Source organism: Bradyrhizobium sp. Leo78 (genome assembly GCF_059512425.1).
Window position 1 is genome coordinate 127,688 of record NZ_JCAMOT010000001.1, and the last position, 22,364, is coordinate 150,051.

At 64.1% G+C, this 22,364-nt stretch carries 19 protein-coding genes; 13 read left to right on the plus strand and 6 right to left on the minus strand.

What is annotated here, in order from left to right; genetic code table 11:
- Positions 1-19: 19 nt before the first annotated feature.
- Positions 20-982, minus strand: coding sequence for an SMP-30/gluconolactonase/LRE family protein (locus AC5ZG1_RS00560; RefSeq protein WP_496131698.1), 963 nt, complete (start codon positions 980-982; stop codon positions 20-22).
- A gap of 103 nt (positions 983-1,085) precedes the next feature.
- On the opposite strand from AC5ZG1_RS00560, the gene AC5ZG1_RS00565 reads away from it, so the two are divergent.
- Together AC5ZG1_RS00565 and AC5ZG1_RS00570 are read left to right on the plus strand one after the other, a co-directional pair.
- Positions 1,086-1,904: an NAD-dependent epimerase/dehydratase family protein gene (locus AC5ZG1_RS00565; protein ID WP_456641083.1), complete on the plus strand. Its 819-nt coding sequence runs from the start codon at positions 1,086-1,088 to the stop codon at positions 1,902-1,904.
- A gap of 76 nt (positions 1,905-1,980) precedes the next feature.
- A complete protein-coding gene (locus AC5ZG1_RS00570) occupies positions 1,981-3,687 on the plus strand; it encodes an IlvD/Edd family dehydratase (protein ID WP_456641082.1) in 1,707 nt (568 codons plus the stop codon).
- Between the two features lie 9 nt (positions 3,688-3,696).
- Here AC5ZG1_RS00570 and AC5ZG1_RS00575 read toward each other — a convergent pair whose 3' ends face one another.
- Positions 3,697-4,491 (minus strand): enoyl-CoA hydratase/isomerase family protein, encoded by a 795-nt coding sequence (locus AC5ZG1_RS00575; protein ID WP_456641081.1) that lies wholly within the window; start codon positions 4,489-4,491, stop codon positions 3,697-3,699.
- 257 nt (positions 4,492-4,748) lie between these two features.
- On the opposite strand from AC5ZG1_RS00575, the gene AC5ZG1_RS00580 reads away from it, so the two are divergent.
- Entirely contained in the window at positions 4,749-5,969 is a 1,221-nt protein-coding gene (locus AC5ZG1_RS00580; protein WP_496131699.1) for an NAD(P)/FAD-dependent oxidoreductase, read from the plus strand.
- A gap of 81 nt (positions 5,970-6,050) precedes the next feature.
- On the opposite strand, the gene rbsK is transcribed toward AC5ZG1_RS00580, so the two are convergent.
- Positions 6,051-6,962, minus strand: a complete 912-nt coding sequence (gene rbsK / locus AC5ZG1_RS00585) for a ribokinase (RefSeq protein ID WP_496131700.1) — start codon at positions 6,960-6,962, stop codon at positions 6,051-6,053.
- A 15-nt stretch (positions 6,963-6,977) separates the two neighbouring features.
- Positions 6,978-7,871, minus strand: coding sequence for a sugar kinase (locus AC5ZG1_RS00590; RefSeq protein ID WP_496131701.1), 894 nt, complete (start codon positions 7,869-7,871; stop codon positions 6,978-6,980).
- Positions 7,872-8,091: 220 nt separating this feature from the next.
- On the opposite strand from AC5ZG1_RS00590, the gene AC5ZG1_RS00595 reads away from it, so the two are divergent.
- From AC5ZG1_RS00595 to AC5ZG1_RS00640, 10 genes are all read left to right on the plus strand, one after another.
- On the plus strand, positions 8,092-9,351 hold the full coding sequence (locus AC5ZG1_RS00595) for a Glu/Leu/Phe/Val family dehydrogenase (protein ID WP_028165020.1): 1,260 nt from the start codon (positions 8,092-8,094) through the stop codon (positions 9,349-9,351).
- A complete protein-coding gene (locus AC5ZG1_RS00600) occupies positions 9,348-10,196 on the plus strand; it encodes a VOC family protein (protein WP_496131702.1) in 849 nt (282 codons plus the stop codon). Before AC5ZG1_RS00595 ends, AC5ZG1_RS00600 begins: the two co-directional genes overlap by 4 nt.
- Positions 10,197-10,434: 238 nt before the next feature.
- Positions 10,435-11,142: a TetR/AcrR family transcriptional regulator gene (locus AC5ZG1_RS00605; protein WP_496131703.1), complete on the plus strand. Its 708-nt coding sequence runs from the start codon at positions 10,435-10,437 to the stop codon at positions 11,140-11,142.
- Positions 11,143-11,350: 208 nt separating this feature from the next.
- Positions 11,351-12,160, plus strand: a complete 810-nt coding sequence (locus tag AC5ZG1_RS00610) for an ABC transporter permease (protein ID WP_028165017.1) — start codon at positions 11,351-11,353, stop codon at positions 12,158-12,160.
- A gap of 64 nt (positions 12,161-12,224) precedes the next feature.
- Positions 12,225-13,220, plus strand: coding sequence for an ABC transporter substrate-binding protein (locus tag AC5ZG1_RS00615; RefSeq protein WP_051396830.1), 996 nt, complete (start codon positions 12,225-12,227; stop codon positions 13,218-13,220).
- Positions 13,221-13,231: 11 nt separating this feature from the next.
- Entirely contained in the window at positions 13,232-14,077 is an 846-nt protein-coding gene (locus AC5ZG1_RS00620; RefSeq protein WP_474418895.1) for an ABC transporter ATP-binding protein, read from the plus strand.
- A 230-nt stretch (positions 14,078-14,307) separates the two neighbouring features.
- The gene (locus AC5ZG1_RS00625; protein WP_496131704.1) at positions 14,308-15,708 is read left to right on the plus strand and encodes a hypothetical protein; all 1,401 of its coding nucleotides are present in this window, start codon (positions 14,308-14,310) and stop codon (positions 15,706-15,708) included.
- The gene (locus AC5ZG1_RS00630; RefSeq protein WP_474418877.1) at positions 15,705-16,856 is read left to right on the plus strand and encodes a Gfo/Idh/MocA family protein; all 1,152 of its coding nucleotides are present in this window, start codon (positions 15,705-15,707) and stop codon (positions 16,854-16,856) included. The genes AC5ZG1_RS00625 and AC5ZG1_RS00630 overlap by 4 nt, the downstream gene beginning before the upstream one ends.
- 10 nt (positions 16,857-16,866) lie before the next feature.
- Positions 16,867-18,060 carry a dihydrodipicolinate synthase family protein gene (locus AC5ZG1_RS00635; protein WP_496131705.1) on the plus strand — a complete coding sequence of 398 codons (1,194 nt, stop codon included), beginning with the start codon at positions 16,867-16,869 and terminating at the stop codon, positions 18,058-18,060.
- Positions 18,060-18,923: a sugar phosphate isomerase/epimerase family protein gene (locus AC5ZG1_RS00640; protein ID WP_496131706.1), complete on the plus strand. Its 864-nt coding sequence runs from the start codon at positions 18,060-18,062 to the stop codon at positions 18,921-18,923. Before AC5ZG1_RS00635 ends, AC5ZG1_RS00640 begins: the two co-directional genes overlap by 1 nt.
- A gap of 31 nt (positions 18,924-18,954) precedes the next feature.
- On the opposite strand, the gene AC5ZG1_RS00645 is transcribed toward AC5ZG1_RS00640, so the two are convergent.
- Both AC5ZG1_RS00645 and AC5ZG1_RS00650 read right to left on the minus strand, forming a co-directional pair.
- Entirely contained in the window at positions 18,955-20,247 is a 1,293-nt protein-coding gene (locus AC5ZG1_RS00645; protein WP_496131707.1) for a Spy/CpxP family protein refolding chaperone, read from the minus strand.
- A gap of 800 nt (positions 20,248-21,047) precedes the next feature.
- The gene (locus AC5ZG1_RS00650) at positions 21,048-22,283 is read right to left on the minus strand and encodes a cytochrome P450 (RefSeq protein WP_496131708.1); all 1,236 of its coding nucleotides are present in this window, start codon (positions 22,281-22,283) and stop codon (positions 21,048-21,050) included.
- Positions 22,284-22,364: the final 81 nt, after the last annotated feature.

Genomic DNA, 22,364 nt, shown 5'->3' on the forward strand with positions numbered 1-22,364 from the left:
TCGCCCCGGCGCCGTGTTTCTACCCGCCGAGCGCGCCTTGCGTGTTCACATAAAGCGCATAGATCGACTGGCTGGCGGCCATGAACAGGCGGTTGCGCTTCAAGCCGCCGAAGCAGAGGTTGGCGCATCGTTCCGGCAAAGCGATCCGGCCGATCATGACGCCGTCGGGCGCGAACACGACGACGCCGTCCAGCTCGGGATCGCCCATGCCCCAGCCGCACCAGAGGTTGCCGTCGATGTCGCAGCGCATCCCGTCGGGCGTCCCCGGGCCGGCATCGACGAAGACCCGCTTGTTGGCAATCTTGTCGCCACCAGGCGCGACGTCATAGGCAAGAATCTTGCGGTTCGGCACGCCGCGGGATTCCACGATGTAGAGGATCTTTTCATCGGGCGAGAAGCACAGCCCGTTCGGCCCCAGGACGCCCTCGGCGACGATGGTCGCTTCGCCGGTCTCGCCGTCGATCCGGTAGACGTTGGCATCGATCTCGGGCTCGGCCTTGTAGCCTTCATAGTTGCCGAGCAGGCCGAAGATGGGATCGGTGAACCAGATCGATCCGTCGGACTTCACGACAACGTCATTGGGCGAGTTCAGCCGTTTGCCGCCAAAGGAGTCCATCAACACCGTGATCGAACCGTCATACTCGGTGCGCACGACGCGGCGGCCGCCGTGCTCGCAGGTGACGAGCCGACCCTGCCGGTCGCGGGTGTTGCCATTGGCGAAGTTGGAGGGCTTGCGGAAGATGCTGACCGCGCCGGTTTCCTCTTCCCACTTGATGATGCGCTGGTTGGGGATGTCACTGCACAGGAGATAACGCCCGTCACCGAACCAGACCGGGCCCTCGGCCCAGCGCAGGCCGGTGGTCAGCCGTTCCACCGCCGAGAGCTTGAGCCAGTATTTCTCGAAGCGCGGATCGAGCGCATGGATCGCGGGATCGGGATAGAACGTCGCCGGACGCCAGCCGGCGGGATGCGTATCGGACATTTGCTGTTCTCGTTGTGATGTTTCCTCGCGCCTCATTTTGCTATCATTGTCAGACACCGACCGCAAATCGGCGGAAACAACGAGCGAAGAAACGGGGGACGAAATGCCACGCATCCTGATGACCGGCGCGGCCGGCGGTATCGGCACCAGCCTGCGCAAGCTGCTGCCGCCGATCTATCCCGACCTCGTGCTCAGCGATCTCAAGACGCCGGCCGATCTGGGCGCAAACGAAACATTCAAGCCTGCCGATCTCGCCGACCTCGCGCAGGTCGAGGCGATCTGCGAGGGCGTCGACGGCATCCTGCATTTCGGCGGCTATTCGATCGAGGGCCCCTGGGATTCCATCCTGCAGTCCAACATCATCGGCTGCTACAATCTATTCGAGGCCGCCCGCAAGAAGGGTGTGAAGCGCGTGATCTTCGCCTCCTCGAACCACGCGGTCGGCTTCTATCCGCGCCATCATCGCATCGGCACCGATGTCACTGCGCGTCCCGACAGCCGTTACGGCGTCAGCAAGGTCTTTGGCGAGGCGGTCGGCGCGCTCTATGCCGACAAGCACGGTTTGAAGGTGACCTGCCTGCGGATCGGCAATTTCGGTGACAAACCGCTCGATCATCGCCGGCTCTCGATCTGGCTGAAGCCGGAGGATCTGGTGCAGCTCTGCCGCATCGGGCTCGAGCATCGCGACATCCATTTCGAGATCTTTTACGGCGCCTCCCGCAACGAACGCGCCTGGTGGGACAATCACCGTGCCTACGATCTCGGCTATCGCCCGACCGGCCGCGCGGAGGAGTTCCGCGAGCACGCAATGGCCGAGCAGGCCAAGCTGCCGCCCGATCCGGTCGGCGACTTCTACCAGGGCGGCGCGTTCTGCGGCATGGAGTTCGACGGTGACACGAGCCGGGTCATCGATTGGAAGTGACGCACTCAGGGATCCAAAGTTGACAATGACCGCCGCACGCCGTTAGTGCCCGTAACGAGACAAGAGGAAGAAGACAATGGCTGAAGGACTGCGCAAGGGGCTGACGAGCTATGGCGACGCCGGGTTCTCGCTGTTCCTGCGCAAGGCCTTCATCAAGGCGATGGGCTATTCGGACGACGCGCTCGATCGTCCGATTGTCGGCATCACCAATACCTATAGCGACTACAATCCCTGCCACGGCAACGTCCCGCAGATCCTCGAGGCGGTGAAGCGCGGCGTGATGCTGTCAGGCGCGATGCCATTCGTGTTTCCGACGATCTCGATCGCAGAAAGCTTTGCGCATCCGACCTCGATGTATCTGCGCAATCTGATGGCGATGGACACGGAGGAGATGATCCGCGCCCAGCCGATGGACGCGGTCGTCGTCATCGGCGGCTGCGACAAGACGCTGCCGGCGCAGATCATGGCCGCGGTCAGCGCCGATCTGCCGACGGTCGTCATCCCCGTCGGACCGATGGTGGTCGGTCATCACAAGGGCGAGGTGTTAGGGGCCTGCACCGATTGCCGGCGGTTGTGGGGGAAATACCGCGCCGGCGAGATCGACGATAACGAGATCGAGGCGGTCAACGGCCGGCTCGCGCCTTCGGTCGGCACCTGCATGGTGATGGGCACCGCCTCCACCATGGCCTGCGTCACCGAGGCGCTCGGACTGTCGCTGCCGATGAGTGCGACGATCCCGGCGCCGCACGCCGAGCGCTTCCGCTCCGCGGAAGCGAGCGGCAGGACCGCCGCCGCGATGGCAAAGGCCAAAGGGCCGAAGCCGAGCGAAATCCTGACGCCGGCCTCGTTCCGTAACGCGCAGGTCGTGATGCAGGCGATCGGCGGTTCGACCAACGGTCTCATCCACCTGACTGCCATCGCACATCGCTCGCCGCACAAGGTCGACCTCGAAGCTTTCGATAAGCTCGGCCGCGAGGTGCCTGTTTTGGTCGACCTGAAGCCGTCGGGCGAGCATTACATGGAGCATTTCCATCATGCAGGCGGCGTGCCGAAGCTGATGGCGCAGCTCGGCGATCTCATCGATCTCGATGCGAAGACCATTACCGGGCAGACGCTGCGCGAGGTCGTTGCGGCCGCCGAGGACGTGCCACGGCAGGATGCGATCCGCTCGCGCCAGAATCCGATCAAGACCGAGGGCGCGATGGCGATCCTGCACGGCAATCTGGCGCCGCGCGGCGCAGTCATCAAGCAGTCCGCCGCGAGCCCGAAGCTGTTGCAGCATACCGGGCGCGCCGTCGTGTTCGAATCCGTCGAAGACATGACGCTCCGCGTCGATGATCCCGAACTGGATGTCACCGCCGACGACGTGTTGGTGCTGCGCAATGCCGGCCCCAAGGGTGCGCCCGGCATGCCCGAGGCTGGGTATCTGCCGATCCCCAGGAAGCTTGCACGTGCCGGTGTGAAGGACATGGTGCGGATTTCGGATGCGCGCATGAGCGGCACGGCGTTCGGCACCATCGTGCTGCACATCACGCCTGAATCGGCCGTCGGCGGTCCGCTGGCGCTCGTGAAGAACGGCGACATGATCCAGCTCGATGTCGCAAAGCGCCGTATCGATCTCCTGGTCGACGAGGCCGAATTGCAGCAGCGCCGCGCCGCGCTGCCGCCGCGGGCTACGCCCGATTGGGCGAAGCGCGGCTATGCGCACCTCTTCAACGAGACCATCTTGCAGGCCGATGAAGGCTGCGATTTCGATTTCATGCGCGTCGGTGGGAAGGAGTAGGACTCCAACTTATTTCGACTTGCTGGTGAATTTCTTCACGGCGATGCGGAATTCATCCGTGTTCATGCAGTCGATGATGGCATCGCGCTCGGCGTCGAGCTGCGCCTGGATCGGCGTCGTCGGCGCGCGATGGATCAAGGCCTTTGTCGCCGCAAGTCCGGCCGGCGCGGTCTGCGCGAGCCTCAGCGCAAACTCGCGCGTCGCTGCCTTCAGCTCGATTGCCGGAACGACCTTCGCGACGAGGCCCCAATCGTAAGCCTGCGCCGCCGAAAAACCGTCCTCGGCCAGGAAGATCTGCAGCGCACGGCGAGGCCCAACGCTTGCGGCAAGTCCGACCGTGCCGCCGCCATCGGGCGAGACGCCGATTTTGGCATAGGCCGGCGTGAAGCGGGCGTCTTCGGCCGCGATGCAGAGATCGGCAACGAAGGCGAGCGAAAGCCCGGCGCCGGCCGCCGAACCATGCACGCTCGCCAGCACGAGTTTGGGCATCCGCCGCAGCGTCGCGATGAAGGCGTGATAGTGCTTGAGCAACTCGCCGACCACCGGCTTGACCTTGTCAGCTTCGACCGCAGCACCAATGGTCTGCAGATCGCCGCCGGCGCAGAAAGCGCGGCCCGCACCTTCGATCACCAGCACGCGGATGTTGTCGTTGCGCTCAACTTCAGCGCCAAACTGCTCGAGCTTCTTTGCGATCGACAGGTCGATCGCGTTGAAGGCCGCCGGCCGGTTGAGCGTGATCGTCGCAATTGCGCCGTCGATGGTGAGCAGTGCCGGATCGGTGGCAGTGGTGTCGGGTGTCGGCATGAGCGGCCTCCGGGATGGTTGGCCGACATTTAAGGCGCAGATCGGAGGGGTGACAATCCCACTCTCCATAAAATGCCGCCTTATTTGGTTTTGCCGCCGGAAAACACTCTTGCATCGCGGCAAAGCATGAGGCCAAATGGCGCCTGCCATCGTTCGGGACGCGGACACGAGCGCCGCACGGACGACGCGAACAAGCCAACATCTAAGTGAGGAAATGGCATGGGTCGCTTCAGCGCGCTCGTAACTGGATTGTTGCGATGACGACAAGATCGGTGATCATCGTCGGCGCGGGGCATGCCGGCTTCCAGCTAGCGGCTTCTCTGCGGCAGGACGGCTTTGCCGAGCGCATCGCGCTCATCAATGACGAAGGCCATCTGCCATACCAGCGTCCGCCTTTGTCGAAGGCTTACCTCAAGGGAACCGGCGGGCCGGAGACGCTGATGTTCCGTCCGGGAAAATTCTATCTCGACCAGGGCATCGAACTGATCACCGATCGGTCCGTGTCGATCGATCGTGCTGCGCGAAAGATCATGCTCCATTCCGGCGCGTCGCTCGACTACGGGCACCTGGTGCTTGCGACCGGTGCACGCAACCGGCTGCTCGATATCCCCAATGCCAATCTGGAAGCGGTGCGCTACCTGCGTACCCTGGACGAGAGCGAAGCGTTGCGACATCTGCTCAAGCCCGGCCTGCGCGTCGTCGTGATTGGCGCCGGCTTCATCGGACTGGAGTTCGCCGCAACCGCGCGCGCGAAGGGGCTTGAGGTCGATGTGGTCGAACTGGCGGGACGCGTCATGGCGCGCGCGGTGACGGCGGAAATCTCCGGCTACTTCCAGTCGCGGCATACGGCCGCCGGCATCCGCATCCATCTCGGCGTTCAGGTCACGAGCATCGAGGCCGATGGCGCCAGGGTGACCGGCGTCAGCCTCAGCGACGGCCGGCATATCCCGACCGATCTGGTCGTGGTCGGCGTCGGCGTATTGCCGAATGTCGAGATCGCGGCGGAAGCCGGCTTGCCGGTGGCGTCCGGCATCATCGTCGACGAGCACCTGCTCACCTCGGATCCGAATATCTCGGCCATCGGCGATTGCGCGCTCTACAGGAGCGAGCGGTTCGGCGGCTCGCTACGGCTGGAGTCGGTGCAGAACGCGACCGACCATGCCCGCTGCGTCGCCGCGCGGCTCACGGGCCATGCGAAAGCCTATGATGGGCTGCCGTGGTTCTGGAGCGACCAGGGGCCCGACAAATTGCAGATGGCAGGCCTGACCACCGGCTATGATCGCGTCGTGGTGCGCGGTGATCGCGAGCAGGGACAGTTCTCGGCATTTTGTTATCGCGATGGCCATCTCGTCGGCATCGAATCCGTCAACCGTGCCGGCGACCATATGTTCGGCCGAAGATTGCTCGGCGCTGGCGGCTCGATCACGCCGGAGCAGGCGGCCGATCCGTCGTTTGATCTCAAGAGCGCATTGATGTGAATTTGTCGGGTGGACAAAGCGCAGCGTGCCCACCTTCGAGAGCACAGCATGAAATGGTGGGCACGCTACGCTTTGCCCACCCTACGTGTTGAGTATATTCGCAACCTCCGCCGCAGTCGGCATCGATGGCGCGGCGCCCATTCGTTGCACGCAGATGGATGCGGCGGCGTTGGCGTAACCCAGCGCATCACGAAGATTGTTTCCGCCGGCGAGTTGCGAGGCCAGTGCGCCGACGAAGCAATCGCCGGCGCCCGTGGTGTCGATCGTCTTGACCTCGCGCCCGGCCACGATCAGCGGCTCATCTTTGACCAGCGCTAGCACGCCGCGTTTGCCGAGCGTGACGCAGATGATTCTGTCGCTTCCCGCCAATGAATGGGCGGCATCGATAAAGCGGGTGTAATCGTCGTTGTCGCGCAGCTCGCGTCCCGTCAGCAAGCCGAGTTCGGTTTCGTTGAGGACGAGAATATCGACGAGGTCGAGCAATTCGCCGTCGAATTTCCTGGCCGGTGCGGGATTGAGGACCGTGGTGGCGCCGGCGGCCCGGGCGCTCTTGAAGAAGGCGGTGATAGCCGCCTGCGGGATTTCGAACTGGCTCACCGCAATGTCGCCCTTTGCCAGCACGGGCATTGCGACGTCGTCGGCATCGACCAGCGCATTCGCGCCGGGCACCACGACGATGGTGTTATCCGCATCCGCGACGGTGATGATCGCGGTGCCCGTATGCGCCTCGGGCGTGTCCTTGACGAAGCTGAGGTCGACGCCTTGGGCTGCGAGGAACGTCCGCAACTGCTCTCCGAAAGCGTCCTTGCCCAGCCGGCCGATCAGCGTGGTTGGCGCGCCGAGCTTGGCGGCGGCGACGGCCTGGTTGGCGCCTTTGCCGCCGGGGAAATAGAGCACAGCGCTGCCCGCAACGGTTTCGCCGACGCGCGGGTGACGCTCGGCGGTTGCGACCACATCCATGTTGATGCTGCCGGCGACGAAAAGCCGCCGCATGCCAAGAGCGCTCCCTTACGCGTTGATCTGGAACTCCCGCTTCACCGCCTCGATGTCGGTAAGCGTCGGCAGGCCAGCCTCGTTGCCGAGCTTCTGGATCTTGTAGGTCGACGCCGCGCGCGCGAACTCGAAATGATCGCTCCAGGTTTTGCCGGGATGCGCGAGATAGGAATAGATATAGGCGCCATGGAACACATCGCCGGCGCCGTTGGTGTCGATCACGCGCTCGCGCGGGATCGGCAGCGCAGGCGTGGTGCGGACCACGCCGGCTTCGTCATACCAGAGCAGGCCCTTCTCGCCCTGCGTCACTCCGCCAACCCGGCAGCCGCGGCCCTTGAGATAATCGAGCATCTTTTCCGGCGTCAGGTCCATCTGCTCGCAGAGGCGCTCGGCGACGATCGCGACGTCGATATATTCCAATAGCTCATGGGTGTTGGTGCGCAGGCCGCCGCCGTCGAGCGAGGTCAGGATGTCATCCTCGCGGCAAAGCTTTGCATAATGAATGGCAGCGTCCGGCTGGTGGCCGTCGATATGCAGCGCGCGGCAGCCCTTCAGGTTCAACAGCGGGAAGGGATGAATATGCTCGTCGTCGCGGCAGCGGACGATGGCGCGCTTGCCATCCTTCGGCATGATGAAGGACAGCGAGGATGAGTTGACCTTGCGCGGATGGACGGAGATTCCGTACTTCGCGGCCATGTCCCAGAACATCCGCCCGAGCCAATCATTCGCCATCGTGGCGATCAGGTCCGGCACGATGCCGAGCTTGGCGCAGCAAAATGCCGCAGTGACGGCATTGCCGCCGAAGGAGACCGCATAGGCGTCGGCCACATGTTTCTCGTCGCCGGTCGGCAGATGGTCGGTGATGAAGGTGACGTCGATATAGGTCTGTCCGATGAAGAGGGCCTGCATTCGTTTTCCGTCGTGAGGTGATGGGTGGTCCCGGCGGCAGCTTCAGCTTAGCACCGGATATTATGTGCGTTCGCCGAAATTATTCGCAACCATGCCGTCTTTGCGGCTTGAGATGGCCAAGTGAGCGGACTACCACCGTTCCCGCGTTTGCCAGCATGCCGTCCGATAACGGACGGTGGCTGTCCTGAGTTCCTGGTTGCAATACAAAGGGGGTAGGGCGATGACCGTATATTCCGGGCCGGTGTTCGAGATGGCGGCGAACCAGTTCAACGTGATCGCCAACCATCTCGAAATCCCCATGGACGAGCGCGACCGGCTGCTGATGCCGAAACGCTCGGTTACGGTCTCGTGCCCGATCCACCGCGATGACGGCACGGTGGCGGTGTTCGAGGGCTATCGCGTCCAGCACCATCTCACCATGGGCCCGACCAAAGGCGGCACCCGCTTTGCGCCCTCGGTCGATATCGGCGAGGTCGCCGCACTCGCGATCTGGATGAGCTGGAAATGCGCTCTTGTCGGTCTTCCCTATGGCGGCGCCAAGGGCGGGGTCAATGTCGATGTGACGCAGATCTCCAAGCGTGAACTGGAGTCGCTGTCGCGGCGCTACATGCAGGAGATGATTCCCTTCGTCGGCCCGCACACCGATGTGATGGCACCGGACATGGGCACTAATGAACAGGTGATGGCCTGGTTCATGGATACCTACTCGATGTACCAGGGCCAGACTGTGACCGAGATCGTCACGGGAAAGCCGGTTTCTTCCGGCGGCACGCTCGGCCGGCGCGAGGCGACCGGCCGCGGCGTCGCCTATCTCGCCAGGCGAGTGCTGAAGGAGCTTGGGATCAATCTCTCCGGCGCCACCGCCGTAGTCCAGGGCTTCGGTAATGTCGGTTCCTATGCCGCGCTGGAGTTGCATCACTACGGCCTCAAGATAACAGCGGTCTCCGACCACACCGGCGCGCTCTATGACGAGAAGGGCCTCGACATCCCGGCGCTGATGCACCATGCGCAGCTCCATGGCAGCATCGCGGGCTTCTCCAACGAACTGCATTTCGATCCCGCCGAGGTCCTGACGCTGCCCTGCGACGTGCTGGTGCCGGCCGCGATGGAGCGCGTGATCGACGCTCGCGTCGCCGGCAAGCTCAGGTGCCGCGTGCTGGCGGAAGGCGCCAACGGTCCGACCACGCCGGAGGCCGATCTTGTCCTGGACAAGCGTCGAGATGAAATATTCCTCATTCCCGATATCCTCTGCAATTCCGGTGGCGTGGTGGTTAGCTACTTCGAATGGGTGCAGGATCTGCAGCAATTGTTTTGGGAAGAGGAGGAGGTGATGCGACGCGAATACCAGATCCTCGACCGCGCATTCGAGACGATGTTGAAGCGCGCGAAGACGGACAACATCCCGCATCGCACCGCGGCGATGGCGATCGGTGTGGAGAAAGTCCGTGCCGCCAAGAACACGCGGGGGCTGTTCCCATGATCACCGCGCTCGACCATATCGTCGTCCTCACCGGCGATATCGAGGCGGCGACGGCGGCTCATGAGACGCTGTTCGCACGCTCGCCGGCGTGGAAGAACGTCAGCGACGGCGCGGCGCGGGTGCTGTTCACGCTGGACAACACATCGGTGGAATTGATGGCGCCGAGCGGCGAGGGCGAGAATGCGGGCCGGATTCGCGCCGTGTTGGCATCGCAGGGCGAGGGGTTAGCGAGCCTGTGCTTCCGCACCAACGATATCGAAAAGATGCATCGCAGGCTGGAGCGGCTGACGCTGCGGCCGGAGCCGGTCTCGGAGGTGGAGAGCCAGGACGATATCTCCGGCGCGACGTTGTCCTGGAAGCGCACCCGCGCCGCCACCGATGCGACGCGCGGGGTGCGGATGTTCTTCCTCGAGCGGGAGCTGGAGCGCCCGCTCTCGGTCCGCACCCAGCCCGCGGGCATCACCGCGATGGATCACGTGGTGGTTGCGACCGCCGATCCCGAACGCGCCGCCGCGCTCTATGGCGCCCGCCTCGGCCTCGACATGGCGCTCGATCGTTCGCACGCAGATTGGGGCCGGCTGATGTTCTTCCGCTGCGGCGATTTGATCGTCGAGGTCGCGCACAAGCCCGGCAAGACGGAGGCCGATGCACCCGACCGCCTGCGCGGCATCTGCTGGCGCGTCACCGACATCGATGCCACCCATGCGCGGCTCGTTGCCGCCGGCGTCGACGTCTCCGAAATCCGCACCGGCCGCAAGCCGGGCACGCGCGTGATGACCGTGCGTACCGGTACCTGCAGCGTGCCGACGCTGCTCGTGCAGCCGTCGCCGCTTGCATCTGCGTAGCGATTCACTCACGCCTGCCGCCGTTGTCGTCCGGGGCAAAGCCCGGAACGATGCCGTCATTCCGGGGCGTCCGAAGGACGAACCCGGAATCCATGTCGCCGCCTGCGCTGTGGCCAGATGGATTCCGGGTTCGCGCGTACGCGCGCCCCGGAATGACGGCTGGCGGGCATGCGTGATTCATTCTCAAACGCCGTCGGGCGTGCTACATCCAACATTCCGACTGAATTGAGCGATCCGATTGGCCAAGGCAAAGCGAGTTCTGAAGTGGCAGCGTGACCCCGAGGGGATGCGGCTGCGCATCCTGGAGGCGGCGAAGGCCGAGTTCGCCACTCATGGGCTCGCCGGCGCGCGCGTCGACAGCATCGCCAAGAAGGCCGGCGCCAACAAGCGCATGCTCTATTACCACGTCGGCAACAAGGAGGACCTCTACCTAGAGGTGCTCGAAGGCGCCTATGAGAAGATCCGCGCCGAAGAACGCGGGCTTGATCTCGAACATCTCGAGCCGCCGGAGGCGATCGCGCGGCTGATCGATTTCACCTGGAACTATTTCATCCGCAATCCGGAATTCCTGGCGCTGCTGAATACCGAGAATCTTGCGAAAGCGCGGCATTTGAAGCGTTCGACCAAGGTCAAATCGATGCATTCGCCGTTCGTCGAGATGATCCGCACGGTGGTCACACGCGGCGTGAAGAGCGGCGATTTCCGCGCCGCGGTCGATCCGGTGCAACTCTATATCTCGATCGCCGCGCTTGCCTTCTTCTATCTTTCCAACAGCGCGACGCTGAGCGTGATCTTCGGCCGTGATCTCTTGTCGAAGGACGCCCGCGACGAACGGCTGGAGCACATGATTGCACTGGTGCTGGCGGCGCTGACGGGGAAGTCGATCGCAGCGTTCGGCAAGACCAAGGCGCCGAAGCTGCAGGTGACCGCGCAGCAGGCGGTTTAGCGAAACGCGCAATTGTTGCATCGCGTCGTCATGGCCGGGCTTGACCCGGCCATCCGCGTTTTTCCAAGTCCATAAGGCGTGGATGCCCGGGTCGAACCCGGGCATGACGACCAAATGCGCTCAAAATGCCGCGCGAAATCGGGCTGGACAGTATTTATCCAACGGGTTAATTTCCGGTGCTAGAAACGGTCAAGCAGGGAAGCGGAACGTGGCGGAGAGCAAGGAAGCGGGTGGCCTGTCGAGGCTGCTGAATGCGGCGTGGGTGCGCCCATTTCTGTTTCTGGTGTTCATTGTGGCGGCGTGGGACCTCGCCATCCGCCTGTTCCACATTCCCGCCTACCAGATCCCGTCGCCGGGCGACGTCGTCGCCGTGCTGCAGACGGACTGGCCGGAGCTGCTGCGGCAGTCGTGGCCGACGACCTATGCGACGGTCTGTGGTTTCCTGTTGTCGGCACTGTTCGGCATTCCCGTCGCGATGCTGATCGCGGGGTCGAGGACGGTGGAGAGTTATGTCTATCCGCTTCTGGTGTTCTCGCAGTCCGTGCCGAAGATCGCGATCGCGCCGCTGTTCGTGGTCTGGTTCGGGTTCGGCATCATCCCCAAAGTGATCTCGGCGTTCCTGCTCGGCTTCTTCCCGGTGGTGGTCTCGGCGGTGCAGGGATTCAAGTCTGTTGACCCTGATATGGTCGATCTCGCGCGTGCGATGCAGGGCAGCCGCTTCCAGGTGTTCCGTGCTGTCAACCTGCCGCATGCGATGCCCGCGATCTTCTCCGGCCTGAAAGTGTCGGTTACGCTGGCGGTGGTTGGTGCCGTCGTCGGCGAGTTTGTCGGCTCCAATTCCGGCATCGGCTATGTGATGCAGCGCTCGATCGGAACCTTTGACCTGCCCACGATGTTCGCCGCGCTGGTGATCCTGGCGCTGCTCGGCGTCATCCTGTTCTGGATCGTCGACCGCATCGAACGCCTGGTTATTCCCTGGCATGTCAGCCAGCGCGAGGACATTATTTTCGCTTCGTGAGTTATCCGGAAGGACAACAACAAAAGGTTTCGCCCGCAATGACGGGGAGAGGGAGGAGAACAAGATGCGATTGATAGCTGTGGTCTTGGCGACGCTGACCTGGACGGCGATGTCGGTGCTTCCGGCATCGGCCGCCGACAAGGTGGTGCTGATGCTCAACTGGTATGTCTATGGCGAGCACGCGCCGTTCTATTACGGCAAGGCCAAGGGCATCTATGCCGCCGAGGGCATCGATCTCGAGATCCAGGAAGGCCGCGGCTCGGCCGCGACCACGCAGGCGGTGGCCGCCAAGACCGCCAATTTCGGTTACGTCGACATTCCCACCATGATGCGCGCGGCGGTGAAGGGCGCGCCCGTCATCGCGACCGGCGTACTCCTGCAGACCAGCCCGATGTCGGCGATGGGCTTCGTCGACAAGAACATCAGGAAGCCAGAGGATATCAAGGGCAAGACGGTTGCGATCACGCCGGCGGATTCTATGACGCAGATTTGGCCGCTGTTCCTGAAGAAGACCGGCCTGAAGGAGAGCGACTTCCAGACGGTTGCCGGCGACGGCCAGACCAAGCTGAATGCGGTCATCAACGGTCAGGCCGATATGTTGCTCGGCTATGTCATGGACCAGTCGATGAAGATCAAGGACGCCACCGGCAAGGACGTCTATCCGATCAAGTTCGCCGATTACGGTATCCATCTGGTCTCCTCGGGCATCATCGCCAACAGCGACTATGTCAAGGCGAATGCCGATCTCGTTCGCCGCTTCATGTCGGCGACGACCAAGGCGGTGGAAGCCGCCGAGAAGGAGCCGAAGGCAGCGGCGCAGTCGATCCTCGATGCCAACCCCAAGGGCGGCAAGATCGACACGCTGACGCAGGGCTTTGAACTGACGATCCCGCTCTATCGCACCGATGAAACCAAGACCAAGCGGCCGTTCCAGGTCACCGACCAGAACATGAAAGACTCCGTCGACCTCATGGTCGAATATGGCGGGCTCGATGCCAAGGCCAAGGACAATCCGAAGGCCTTCTACACTAACGACTATCTGCCGAAGGGCGACTCGTGAAAGCACCTGCAATGAAGCCGGCGACACAGAGCCAGGTGGATCAACCAGCCGCGCATCTGCGGCTGGTGTCCGACCGTGCCGCCGCCGAGACGTCCGGCATCAAGCTGTCCGGAGTCTCCAAGACCTACCGCTCGCGCGACGGCGATGTGCCGTCGTTGCGGCCGCTCGATTTCCACATCAACCAGGGTGAATTCTTCGTCGTGGTCGGCCCGTCCGGCTGCGGCAAGTCAACCTTGCTGAAGATGATCTCCGGGCTGCTGCCGCCGACGACGGGCGAGATCCTGGTCGAGGGCGAGCCTGTGACGAAGCCGCACGGCAATGTCGGCATCGTCTTCCAGCATGCGCTGCTGCTGCCGTGGCGGAACATCCTCTCCAACGTGATGCTGCCGATCGACATGAAGAAGCTGCCGCGGGAAAAATACCTGCCGCGCGCGAAGGAGCTTCTGAAGCTGGTCGGCCTCGAAGGCTTCGAGAAGAAGCTGCCGTGGCAGCTCTCCGGCGGCATGCAGCAGCGTGCCTCGATCTGCCGCGCGCTGGTGCATGACCCGAAGATCATGCTGATGGACGAGCCGTTCGGCGCGCTGGACGCGATGACGCGCGAGCGCATGAATGTCGAGCTGATGCGGATCCAGCGCGAGACCGGCAAGACGGTGCTCTTGATCACGCACTCGATTCCCGAGGCGGTTTTCCTTGCCGACCGCGTGCTCGTGATGACCGAGCGTCCCGGCGCGATTGCGGCGATCTACGACGTGCCGCTGCCGCGGCCGCGCTCGCTGGATGCAATGTCCGATCCGGTCTTCACCGAGCTGGTGCAGCGCATCCGCAAGCACTTCTTCACCCAGGGATCGCTGGACTAGGACATGCAGGGATCGAGTCACCCTGGCGCGGCATCCTCCCACCTCTCCCCAGCGGGGAGAGGTCGGAACGCATCGATAGATGCGTTCCGGGTGAGGGGGAGTGCTCTATCGAGGGACTTGAGCCCCCTCACCCGAATTGCTTCGCAATTCGACCTCTCCCCGCTGGGGAGAGGTGGGGGCCCGCGGATCCGTTCGTCCAAAATGCATCAGACTGCCGAGGTTTGAAGCTGATGCCGCCCCGTCTCGTTGTCCGAGATATTGCCCTGTTCGAACGTCCGGTTAGCTTTGCCCGGCCGTTCCGCTTCGGCGCGGTCGTGGTCAATGCGACTCCCCAAGCCTTCGTGCGGGTGGAGATCGAGGTGGAGGGGAAGAGCCGGGCGCTAGGTGCGAGCGCCGAATTCCTTGTGCCGAAATGGTTCGACAAGCGGCCAGAGCTTACGCCGGACGAAACGGTGCAGGAGCTGCGGCAGTCGCTCTTGATCGCGCGCGAGTTCTATCTCGCCCATTCCGGTTTTGACACCGCGTTCGGCCTGCATGCGGCCTGCATCGGCGCGCAAGTCGCGGCGTGCGCACGCGAGGACATTCCACCGTTGGCGGCAGCCTATGGACCGGCGGAAATCGACAAGGCGATCCTGGATGCGCTGCTCCGCTCCGTCGGCGTCAATTTCTTCGACGGCATGGCGCAGAACGTTGCCGGCATCGATGCACGGCTATCGCCCGATCTGGCTGACGGTGAAATCGCGGCTTTCCTCGCCGGGCGCAAGCGGCTTGAGCGGGTCGCGATCCGGCACACCGTTGGTCTCGACGACAAGATCGAAGGCGAGGGCGGTGTTGCCGACGCAAGGGAAAACGCCGGCGCGCGCTATTTCAAGCTCAAGCTCAACGGCGATCCCGAACATGATGCGGCGCGGCTGATCCGGATCGGCAATGAGCTGGCGACGCTTCCTTACGACTACGAGGTTACGCTCGATGCCAACGAGCAATATGCCGACCTTGCGGCGCTCGCCACTCTGGTCGACCGCCTCGACCGCGATCACGCAATGCAGCCGATCGCTGCAAAGCTGCTCTATATCGAGCAGCCGATGCCGCGCGACATCACCAAGGCCTCGCCGCTCGGCGCGCTGGCTAAAGGTGGCTTCATCATTGACGAGGCCGATGATTCCTACGATGCGTTTCCGGCGGCGCGGGCGCTCGGCTATCGCGGCATCTCCTCGAAATCCTGCAAGGGCCTCTACAAGTCGATCGTCAACGCGACGCGCGCGGCGAAATGGAGCGCGGATGGCGATGCGTTTTTCGTCAGCGGCGAGGACCTGACCTGCCAGGCGGGGCTTGCCGTGCAGCAGGACCTCGCGCTCGGCGCGCTGATCGGCGTCACCCATGCCGAGCGCAACGGGCATCACTATGTCGACGGCTTTGCCGAGACGCCCACTGCCGAGGCAGAGGCATTCCTGTCGGCGCATCCCGATCTCTACGTCCGCGACCGCAAAGTGCGCCTCGCTATCCATGACGGCGATCTCATGACGGGATCGCTGACGACGCCGGGCTTTGCCACATCAGTGCATCCGGACTGGTCCACCCTGTCGCCGCTGGCGCCGCCAATAGCAAGAATTCTGCAGGAGCAAGCATTATGACCACCAAACGTCTCGGCCTGATCATGAACGGCGTCACAGGCCGGATGGGGCTCAACCAGCATCTGATCCGCTCGATCGTCGCGATCCGCAACCAAGGCGGAGTGCTGCTGTCGAATGGCGACCGCATCATGCCCGATCCGATCCTGGTCGGCCGCGACGCCGAAAAGGTCGGCGCGCTTGCCAAGCGCTTCGATATCGCGCGGGTCACCACCGACCTGGACAAGGCGCTGGCGGATCCCAACGACACGGTGTTCTTCGACGCTGCGACCACCCAGGCGCGGCCCTCGCTGCTGGCCAAGGCGATCAATGCCGGCAAGCATGTCTATTGCGAGAAGCCGATCGCGACCAATCTGGAAGAGGCGATCGCGGTGGTGAAGCTCGCCAACGCCAAGGGCCTCAAGCACGGCACGGTGCAGGACAAGCTGTTCCTGCCGGGCTTGAAGAAGCTCGCCTTCCTGCGCGACTCCGGCTTCTTCGGCCGCATGCTCTCGGTGCGCGGCGAGTTCGGCTACTGGGTGTTTGAGGGCGGCTGGCAGGAAGCGCAGCGGCCGTCGTGGAATTACCGCGCTGAGGACGGCGGCGGCATCATCCTCGACATGGTGTGCCACTGGCGCTACGTGCTCGACAACCTTTTCGGCGAGGTGCAGAGCATCTCCTGCCTCGGCACGACCGATATCCCCGAGCGCTATGACGAGAAGGGCAAGGCCTACAAGGCCACCGCCGACGATTCCGCCTATGCGACGTTCCAGCTCAAGGGCGGCGTGATCGCGCATATCAACATGAGCTGGGTGACGCGCGTCTATCGCGACGACCTCGTCACCTTCCAGGTCGACGGCACCCATGGCTCGGCTGTGGCGGGGCTCACCGACTGCGTGATCCAGGCGCGGCAGGCGACGCCGCGGCCGGTGTGGAATCCGGATGAGAAGCGGCTGCACGATTTTTATGCCGACTGGCAGAAGCTGCCTGAGAATGCCGTCTACGACAACGGCTTCAAGGAGCAGTGGGAGATGTTTATCCGCCACGTCTGCGAGGACGCGCCCTACAAATACACGCTGCTCGAAGGCGCCAAGGGCGTGCAGCTCGCCGAATGCGCGCTTCGGAGCTGGAAGGAGCGGCGCTGGATCGACGTCGAACCGATCAGGCTGTGAGGACAGGATCATGAACAGGCTCGTCCCGCCGATCTCTTCGCTCTCCCTGAAACTGCCGACCTCCGGCGGCGGCCTCGAGACCTATCGTCTCGCGGCGTCGCGGACCTTTCCCGCCAAGCTCGAGGGAACGCTGAACCGCGTCGCGTTCTCGGCGGCGCATGTCGTCGCCGACCCGCGCGCCGATGTCGATCCGTGGCTGACCGCCGCGGTCGACTGGGACAGGACGATCGCGTTCCGCGAACATGTCTGGGATCTGGGACTGGGCATCGCGGAGGCGATGGACACCGCGCAGCGCGGCATGGGACTGGACTGGAATACCTCGCTGGAGTTGATCCGGCGCTCGGTGAGCGCGGCGAAGGCCAAAGGCAATGCGCTGGTGTTTTCCGGCGCTGGCAGCGACCACCTCGCGGTGGAGGACGCCAGGACGCTGGACGATGTGATCCGCGCCTATGAGGAGCAGATCGCCGCGATCGAGAAGGTCGGTGGCCGCATCATCCTTATGTGCTCGCGGGCGTTGGCAAAGCTCGGGCGGAGTGCGGACGACTACGCCAAAGTCTACGGACGCGTGCTGTCGCAGGTCCGCGAGCCCGTGATCATCCACTGGCTCGGCGATATGTTCGATCCGGCGCTTGCGGGCTATTGGGGTACGAGCGATCTCGACAAGGCGATGGACACCGCGGTTGCCATCATCAACGCTCACGCAGGCAAGGTCGACGGCGTCAAGGTTTCGTTGCTCGACAAGCAGCGCGAGATCGACATGCGCCGGAGGCTCGATCCGCGCGTCAAGATGTATACCGGAGACGACTTCAACTATGCCGAACTGATCGCCGGCGACGAGCAAGGCTTCTCGCACGCGCTGCTCGGCATCTTCGATGCGATCGCTCCGGCTGCATCCTATGCGCTGTCGCGATTGGCCGCGGGCGATGAAGCCGGCTTCCACGACGTGCTGGGGCCGACGGTGCCGCTGTCGCGCCACATCTTCAAGGCGCCGACGCGCTTCTACAAGACCGGCATCGTGTTCATGGCCTATCTCAACGGTCACCAGGATCACTTCACCATGATCGGCGGGCAGGAGAGCACGCGCTCGACGCTGCATCTCGCCGAACTGTTCCGCCTCGCCGATGCTGCGGGTCTGCTCGCCAATCCGGAATTGGCGACGCGGCGGATGAAGACGGTGCTGGCAACGCGCGGCGTTGAGCCCTGATGCGCGATTTTTCTTCCGATCACCGCTGGCTGTCGCTGAACACGGCGACGGTCCGCAACCAGGGCAACCTGGTCGAGATCATCGAAGCCTGCGCGCGCCACGGCATCCGCGCCATCGATCCCTGGCGCGATCAGGTCGCGGCCGTCGGCCTCGATCGCGCTGTGCGCGCGGTGCGCGACGCGGGGCTCGAATTGTCGGGCTATTGCCGCGGCGGCATGTTCGTTGCCGACGCTGCGCATCGGCTTGACGCGCGCGACGACAACCGCCGCGCGGTCGATGAGGCCGCTGCGCTCGGCGCCTCCTGCATCGTCCTTGTGGTCGGCGGCCTGCCGCAATATTCGCGGCCGGGCAGCGCGGCCTCGAAGGACATAGCGGCAGCGCGCACGCAGGTGCATGACGGCATCGCCGAGATGCTGGAATATGCGAGAGGGGCAAAGCTGCCGCTTGCAATCGAGCCGCTGCACCCGGCCTATGCCGGCGACCGCGCCTGCGTGAACACGACCAGGCAGGCGCTTGATATCTGCGACACGCTGGACCCGCAGCGCAGCGGCATGCTCGGCGTCGCGCTCGATGTCTATCACATCTGGTGGGATCCGGAGTTGATGGGCCAGATCGCACGTGCGGGCAAGGACCGGTTGCTTGCGTTCCATGTCTGCGACTGGCTGGTGCCGACCAAGGACATCCTCAACGACCGCGGCATGATGGGCGACGGCGTGATCGACATCAAGTCGGTGCGCGTGGCGGTCGAAGCACAAGGGTATGCGGGCTATTCGGAGATCGAGATCTTTTCCAACGACTGGTGGAGCCGCCCGATGGATGAAGTCTTGCGGATCTGCATCGAGCGGCACCGGACCGCGGTTTAGGGTCGGTACTCAAGGCTCCCTGAAAGCGTGGTCATTGGCCTGCAGTCTGCTGCAGCGTGTTGAACCGCGCTTTCTGCTCGCTGCTCAGCGTGGCATAGAACTCGTCCAGTCTGGCTTGCACCCAATCGGCTGCCTCCAGCATGGCCTCTAGCCGCTTTTCCATCGCCTCAAGCCGTCCGACCGGCGTCAGTGGCACCTCGTCCGGGCAGGCAGCTTGCAGCCCTGCAACCGCTTTCTTCGTCGCGTTGCTCAAGCGGTCGAGCGCATCCTTTTGCTTGCCTGCGGGGCGTATCACCGCTTCGATCCGTTCGATCGGCAGCTGCGTCAGGCTGGACTTCGGATCGCCGCAGGCCTCGGACGCTTCCCGCGGCGGCTGCTGTTGCGAACGATCGCCGACATTGGGACCGAGCGCATTGAAGCGCGCCTTTTGCTCGTCGCTCAGCGAGTCATAGAACCTCTCCAGCGCCGGCCGCACGATCTTCACCGCCTCGAGCGTGGCGGTGATGCGGTTCGTCATCGCCCGCAAGCGGCCGGGCGGCGTCAGCGCATAGGATTCGCTGCAGGATTGCTTGAACACATCGGCAGCCTTTGCCGCCGCAATCTTCAATTCATCGAGCAAAGCACGCTGCTCCGGAGTCGGTTGGACGGCCCGCGTGATGTCGGCGATCGGCCAGGCGGTCACGCCCTTGTCCGGTGCTTCGCACACTTGCCGCAGAGTCTCTGGGCTCGCGCTTGGGCGTTGGCGGCCTCGGTAACCGGTGATCGCCTCGCCGGGCTCCGGGTATCGGGCGTAGGCGGAATACGGACTGTCCGCACCCCAGAATACGGTGTCGACGAAGTCGTCGTAAGCGTAAGCCCAATAGCCGGGCTCGTAGGCATAGGGCCAGAACGTGTAGTTGAAGATGTCGGAATAGGCATAGGGCCAGAACACCGGGCCGAGCCAGGCAACAAACACCGCTTGCTTGCCGTGCCCCCAGGCACGGTGGGGCGCCCAGGCCTGCTCCCGGGCCGCGAGCGCCGCTTGGGCTTGCAGGGCATCATTGCTCCGGAACTGTGCGGCAAATCGCCCGCGTGCTGCAGCCTCAAGGGCCGCAGCAGCGGCAGGTCGCTCGGCTGAAGGCTGCGGTGCCAACCGCTGCAGCCGCGCCTGATCACGTTGCTGCATAAGCTGCTCGCGCTGGATCTGGCGGTTCTGGGTCTGGAGCAACCGCTCTTGCGCGCGTTGCGCCCGCACGCCTTCCGGCTTTTGCGACTGCAATTGCTGCACGCGCTGCTGCAGGCGATCGATGCGGGTCTGGCGCTCGGCGCTCTGGCGCGAAAGCATCTCACGCTGCCGTTCCTGCACCATCTGCTGTTGCTTTTGGATTCGCTGCTCACGCGTTTCGATCTGCTCCTGTGGCGACGGCCGCGCGCCCACAGCGGGCGATGGGGCCGGGCGCGACGGTGCGGCGATGTCGGGCCCGTGACGCCCTGCCGTGGCCGGACGCTGCGGTGGCGCAGCCGGGCCAGGACGGATGTCGGGTCGGCGGATCTCAGGTCGTGGCCCGGCTACGCGTGGTGCGGCCGCGCGCGGAGGTGCGGCAATATGCGGCGCCGGACGCGGTGCCATGGTCGGCCGCTGTGGCGGGGGAGCGGCACGGATCGCCGGTGCGGCCGGCCGCGCCATTGCCGGAGGTCGCGCCATCGCCGGCGGCGGTGCGGGGCGGGCCATGGCGGGGGGTGGTCCTGCTGGTCGGACTGCTGGTGCAGCCCCGCCACCCCGGAAAGCCTTGGTCCCCTGGGCGAACGAGCCGCCGCTCCAAGCGATTGCGCAGACACCAACTAAGAACGCTGTAAGGCGAACGCCGTGCGGAAGCATGATGGCAGCTCCCTCCTACTGGCTCTGGTCGCCCGCAAACATCAACGCGCAAGCGCAGACATCGTTCGTTTCTCGCTTGTATGGCCTACATCGATTGCAATGCAGGGTGACGGGCGAGCACAAGCCGCGCACGGCGGCACCGCAAGGGGAGGGCTGGCTCACCCCCAGATGCTGCTCGGAGTGCACTATTCCGGCGAGGCCACGGGGCGGCGGTGGGACGGTGAAGAATGGGTCGCAGAAAAGCTGCAGCCCCAGCTGATCAGCCGCTAGGCATTGACCGTGCACGGCACGCTGAGGAAGCCGCGGAAACGGACGCGGCCGCCGCGGGTCGGCTCGCCGGCGAGCGCGTAATTCGGGAAGCGGGCGAGGAAGCGAGAGATCGCGATGGCGCCTTCGAGCCGCGCGAGCGCCATGCCGGCGCATTGGTGCGCGCCGGTGCCGAAGGCGAGATGGCGGTTCGGGGTGCGGGCGATGTCGAAACGCTCGGGGTCCGGGAACTGCGCGGGATCGCGGTTGGCGGCGCCGATGCAGAGCGTCACCGGCGTGCCCGCGGACATCTTGATGCCGCCGAGCTCGACCTCTTCCACGATCATGCGGTTGCCGAGCTGGTTCGAGCTCTCGTAGCGCAGCATCTCCTCGACCGCGGTCTTGATCAGGTCGGGCTGCGAGATCAGCCGCTGCTTTTCCTTGGGATAGCGCAGCAGCGTCACCAGGCCGTTGCCGATCAGATTGGTCGTGGTCTCATGGCCGGCGTTGAGCAGAAAGATGCAATTGTGCAGCAGTTCCTGCTCGGTCAGTCGCTCGCCATTGTCCTCACCATTACCTTCGCCTTGGATCAGTCGCGTCAGCACGTCGCGTTCGGGATTGCCCGGCTTGGCGCGCCGTCGCTCGACCAGCGTCTCCAGATAGGCGAGGAAGTCCTTCACGGCCTTGTTGCCGCGCGCAAATTGCTCTGATGAGATCACCGGCTCAAGCGCGCCCAGGATCGAGAGCGACCAGTCGCGCAAGGGGCCGCGCTCGTCGTGGGGCACGTCGAGCAGATTGCCGATCACCTCGACTGGGATCGCAGAGGCGAAATCCTCGATCAGCTCGACCTTGCCTTTGGCGGCGGTCGCATCGAGCAGGCCGTCGATCAGGCGGATCAGGTCGGGCTCCATTGCGGCGATCGCGCGCGGCGACAGCGCACCCATGATCAGGCGCCGCACGCGGGTGTGCGCCGGCGGGTCGTTGAAGACGAGGCTCGTGGTGTGATGCTCGTAGAGGAGGGAGTCGCCGTATTTCGGCGAAAACTCCTTCTTCTTGTCGGAGGAGAACGCTTTCGTGCTTTTATAGGCGGTGACGAGGTCGTCGTAGCGGGTCAGGAAATAGGAGCCGTTGGGCAGGCGCTTGACCGGCGCGTTATCCCGCAGTGCACGATAGGTCGGGTAGGGATCGGCATAGAATTCCGGCGTCAGCCGTTCGAGGTCGAAACTCTCCGCCAGCTCTCGTGCGTTTCCTGTCATGCTGCCATTCTCTTTTTGAGAACTGATATGCCGTTTTTGTTCTTCCGGAAAGTGCCGCCCGCTTTACAGTTCGCTTGCCTC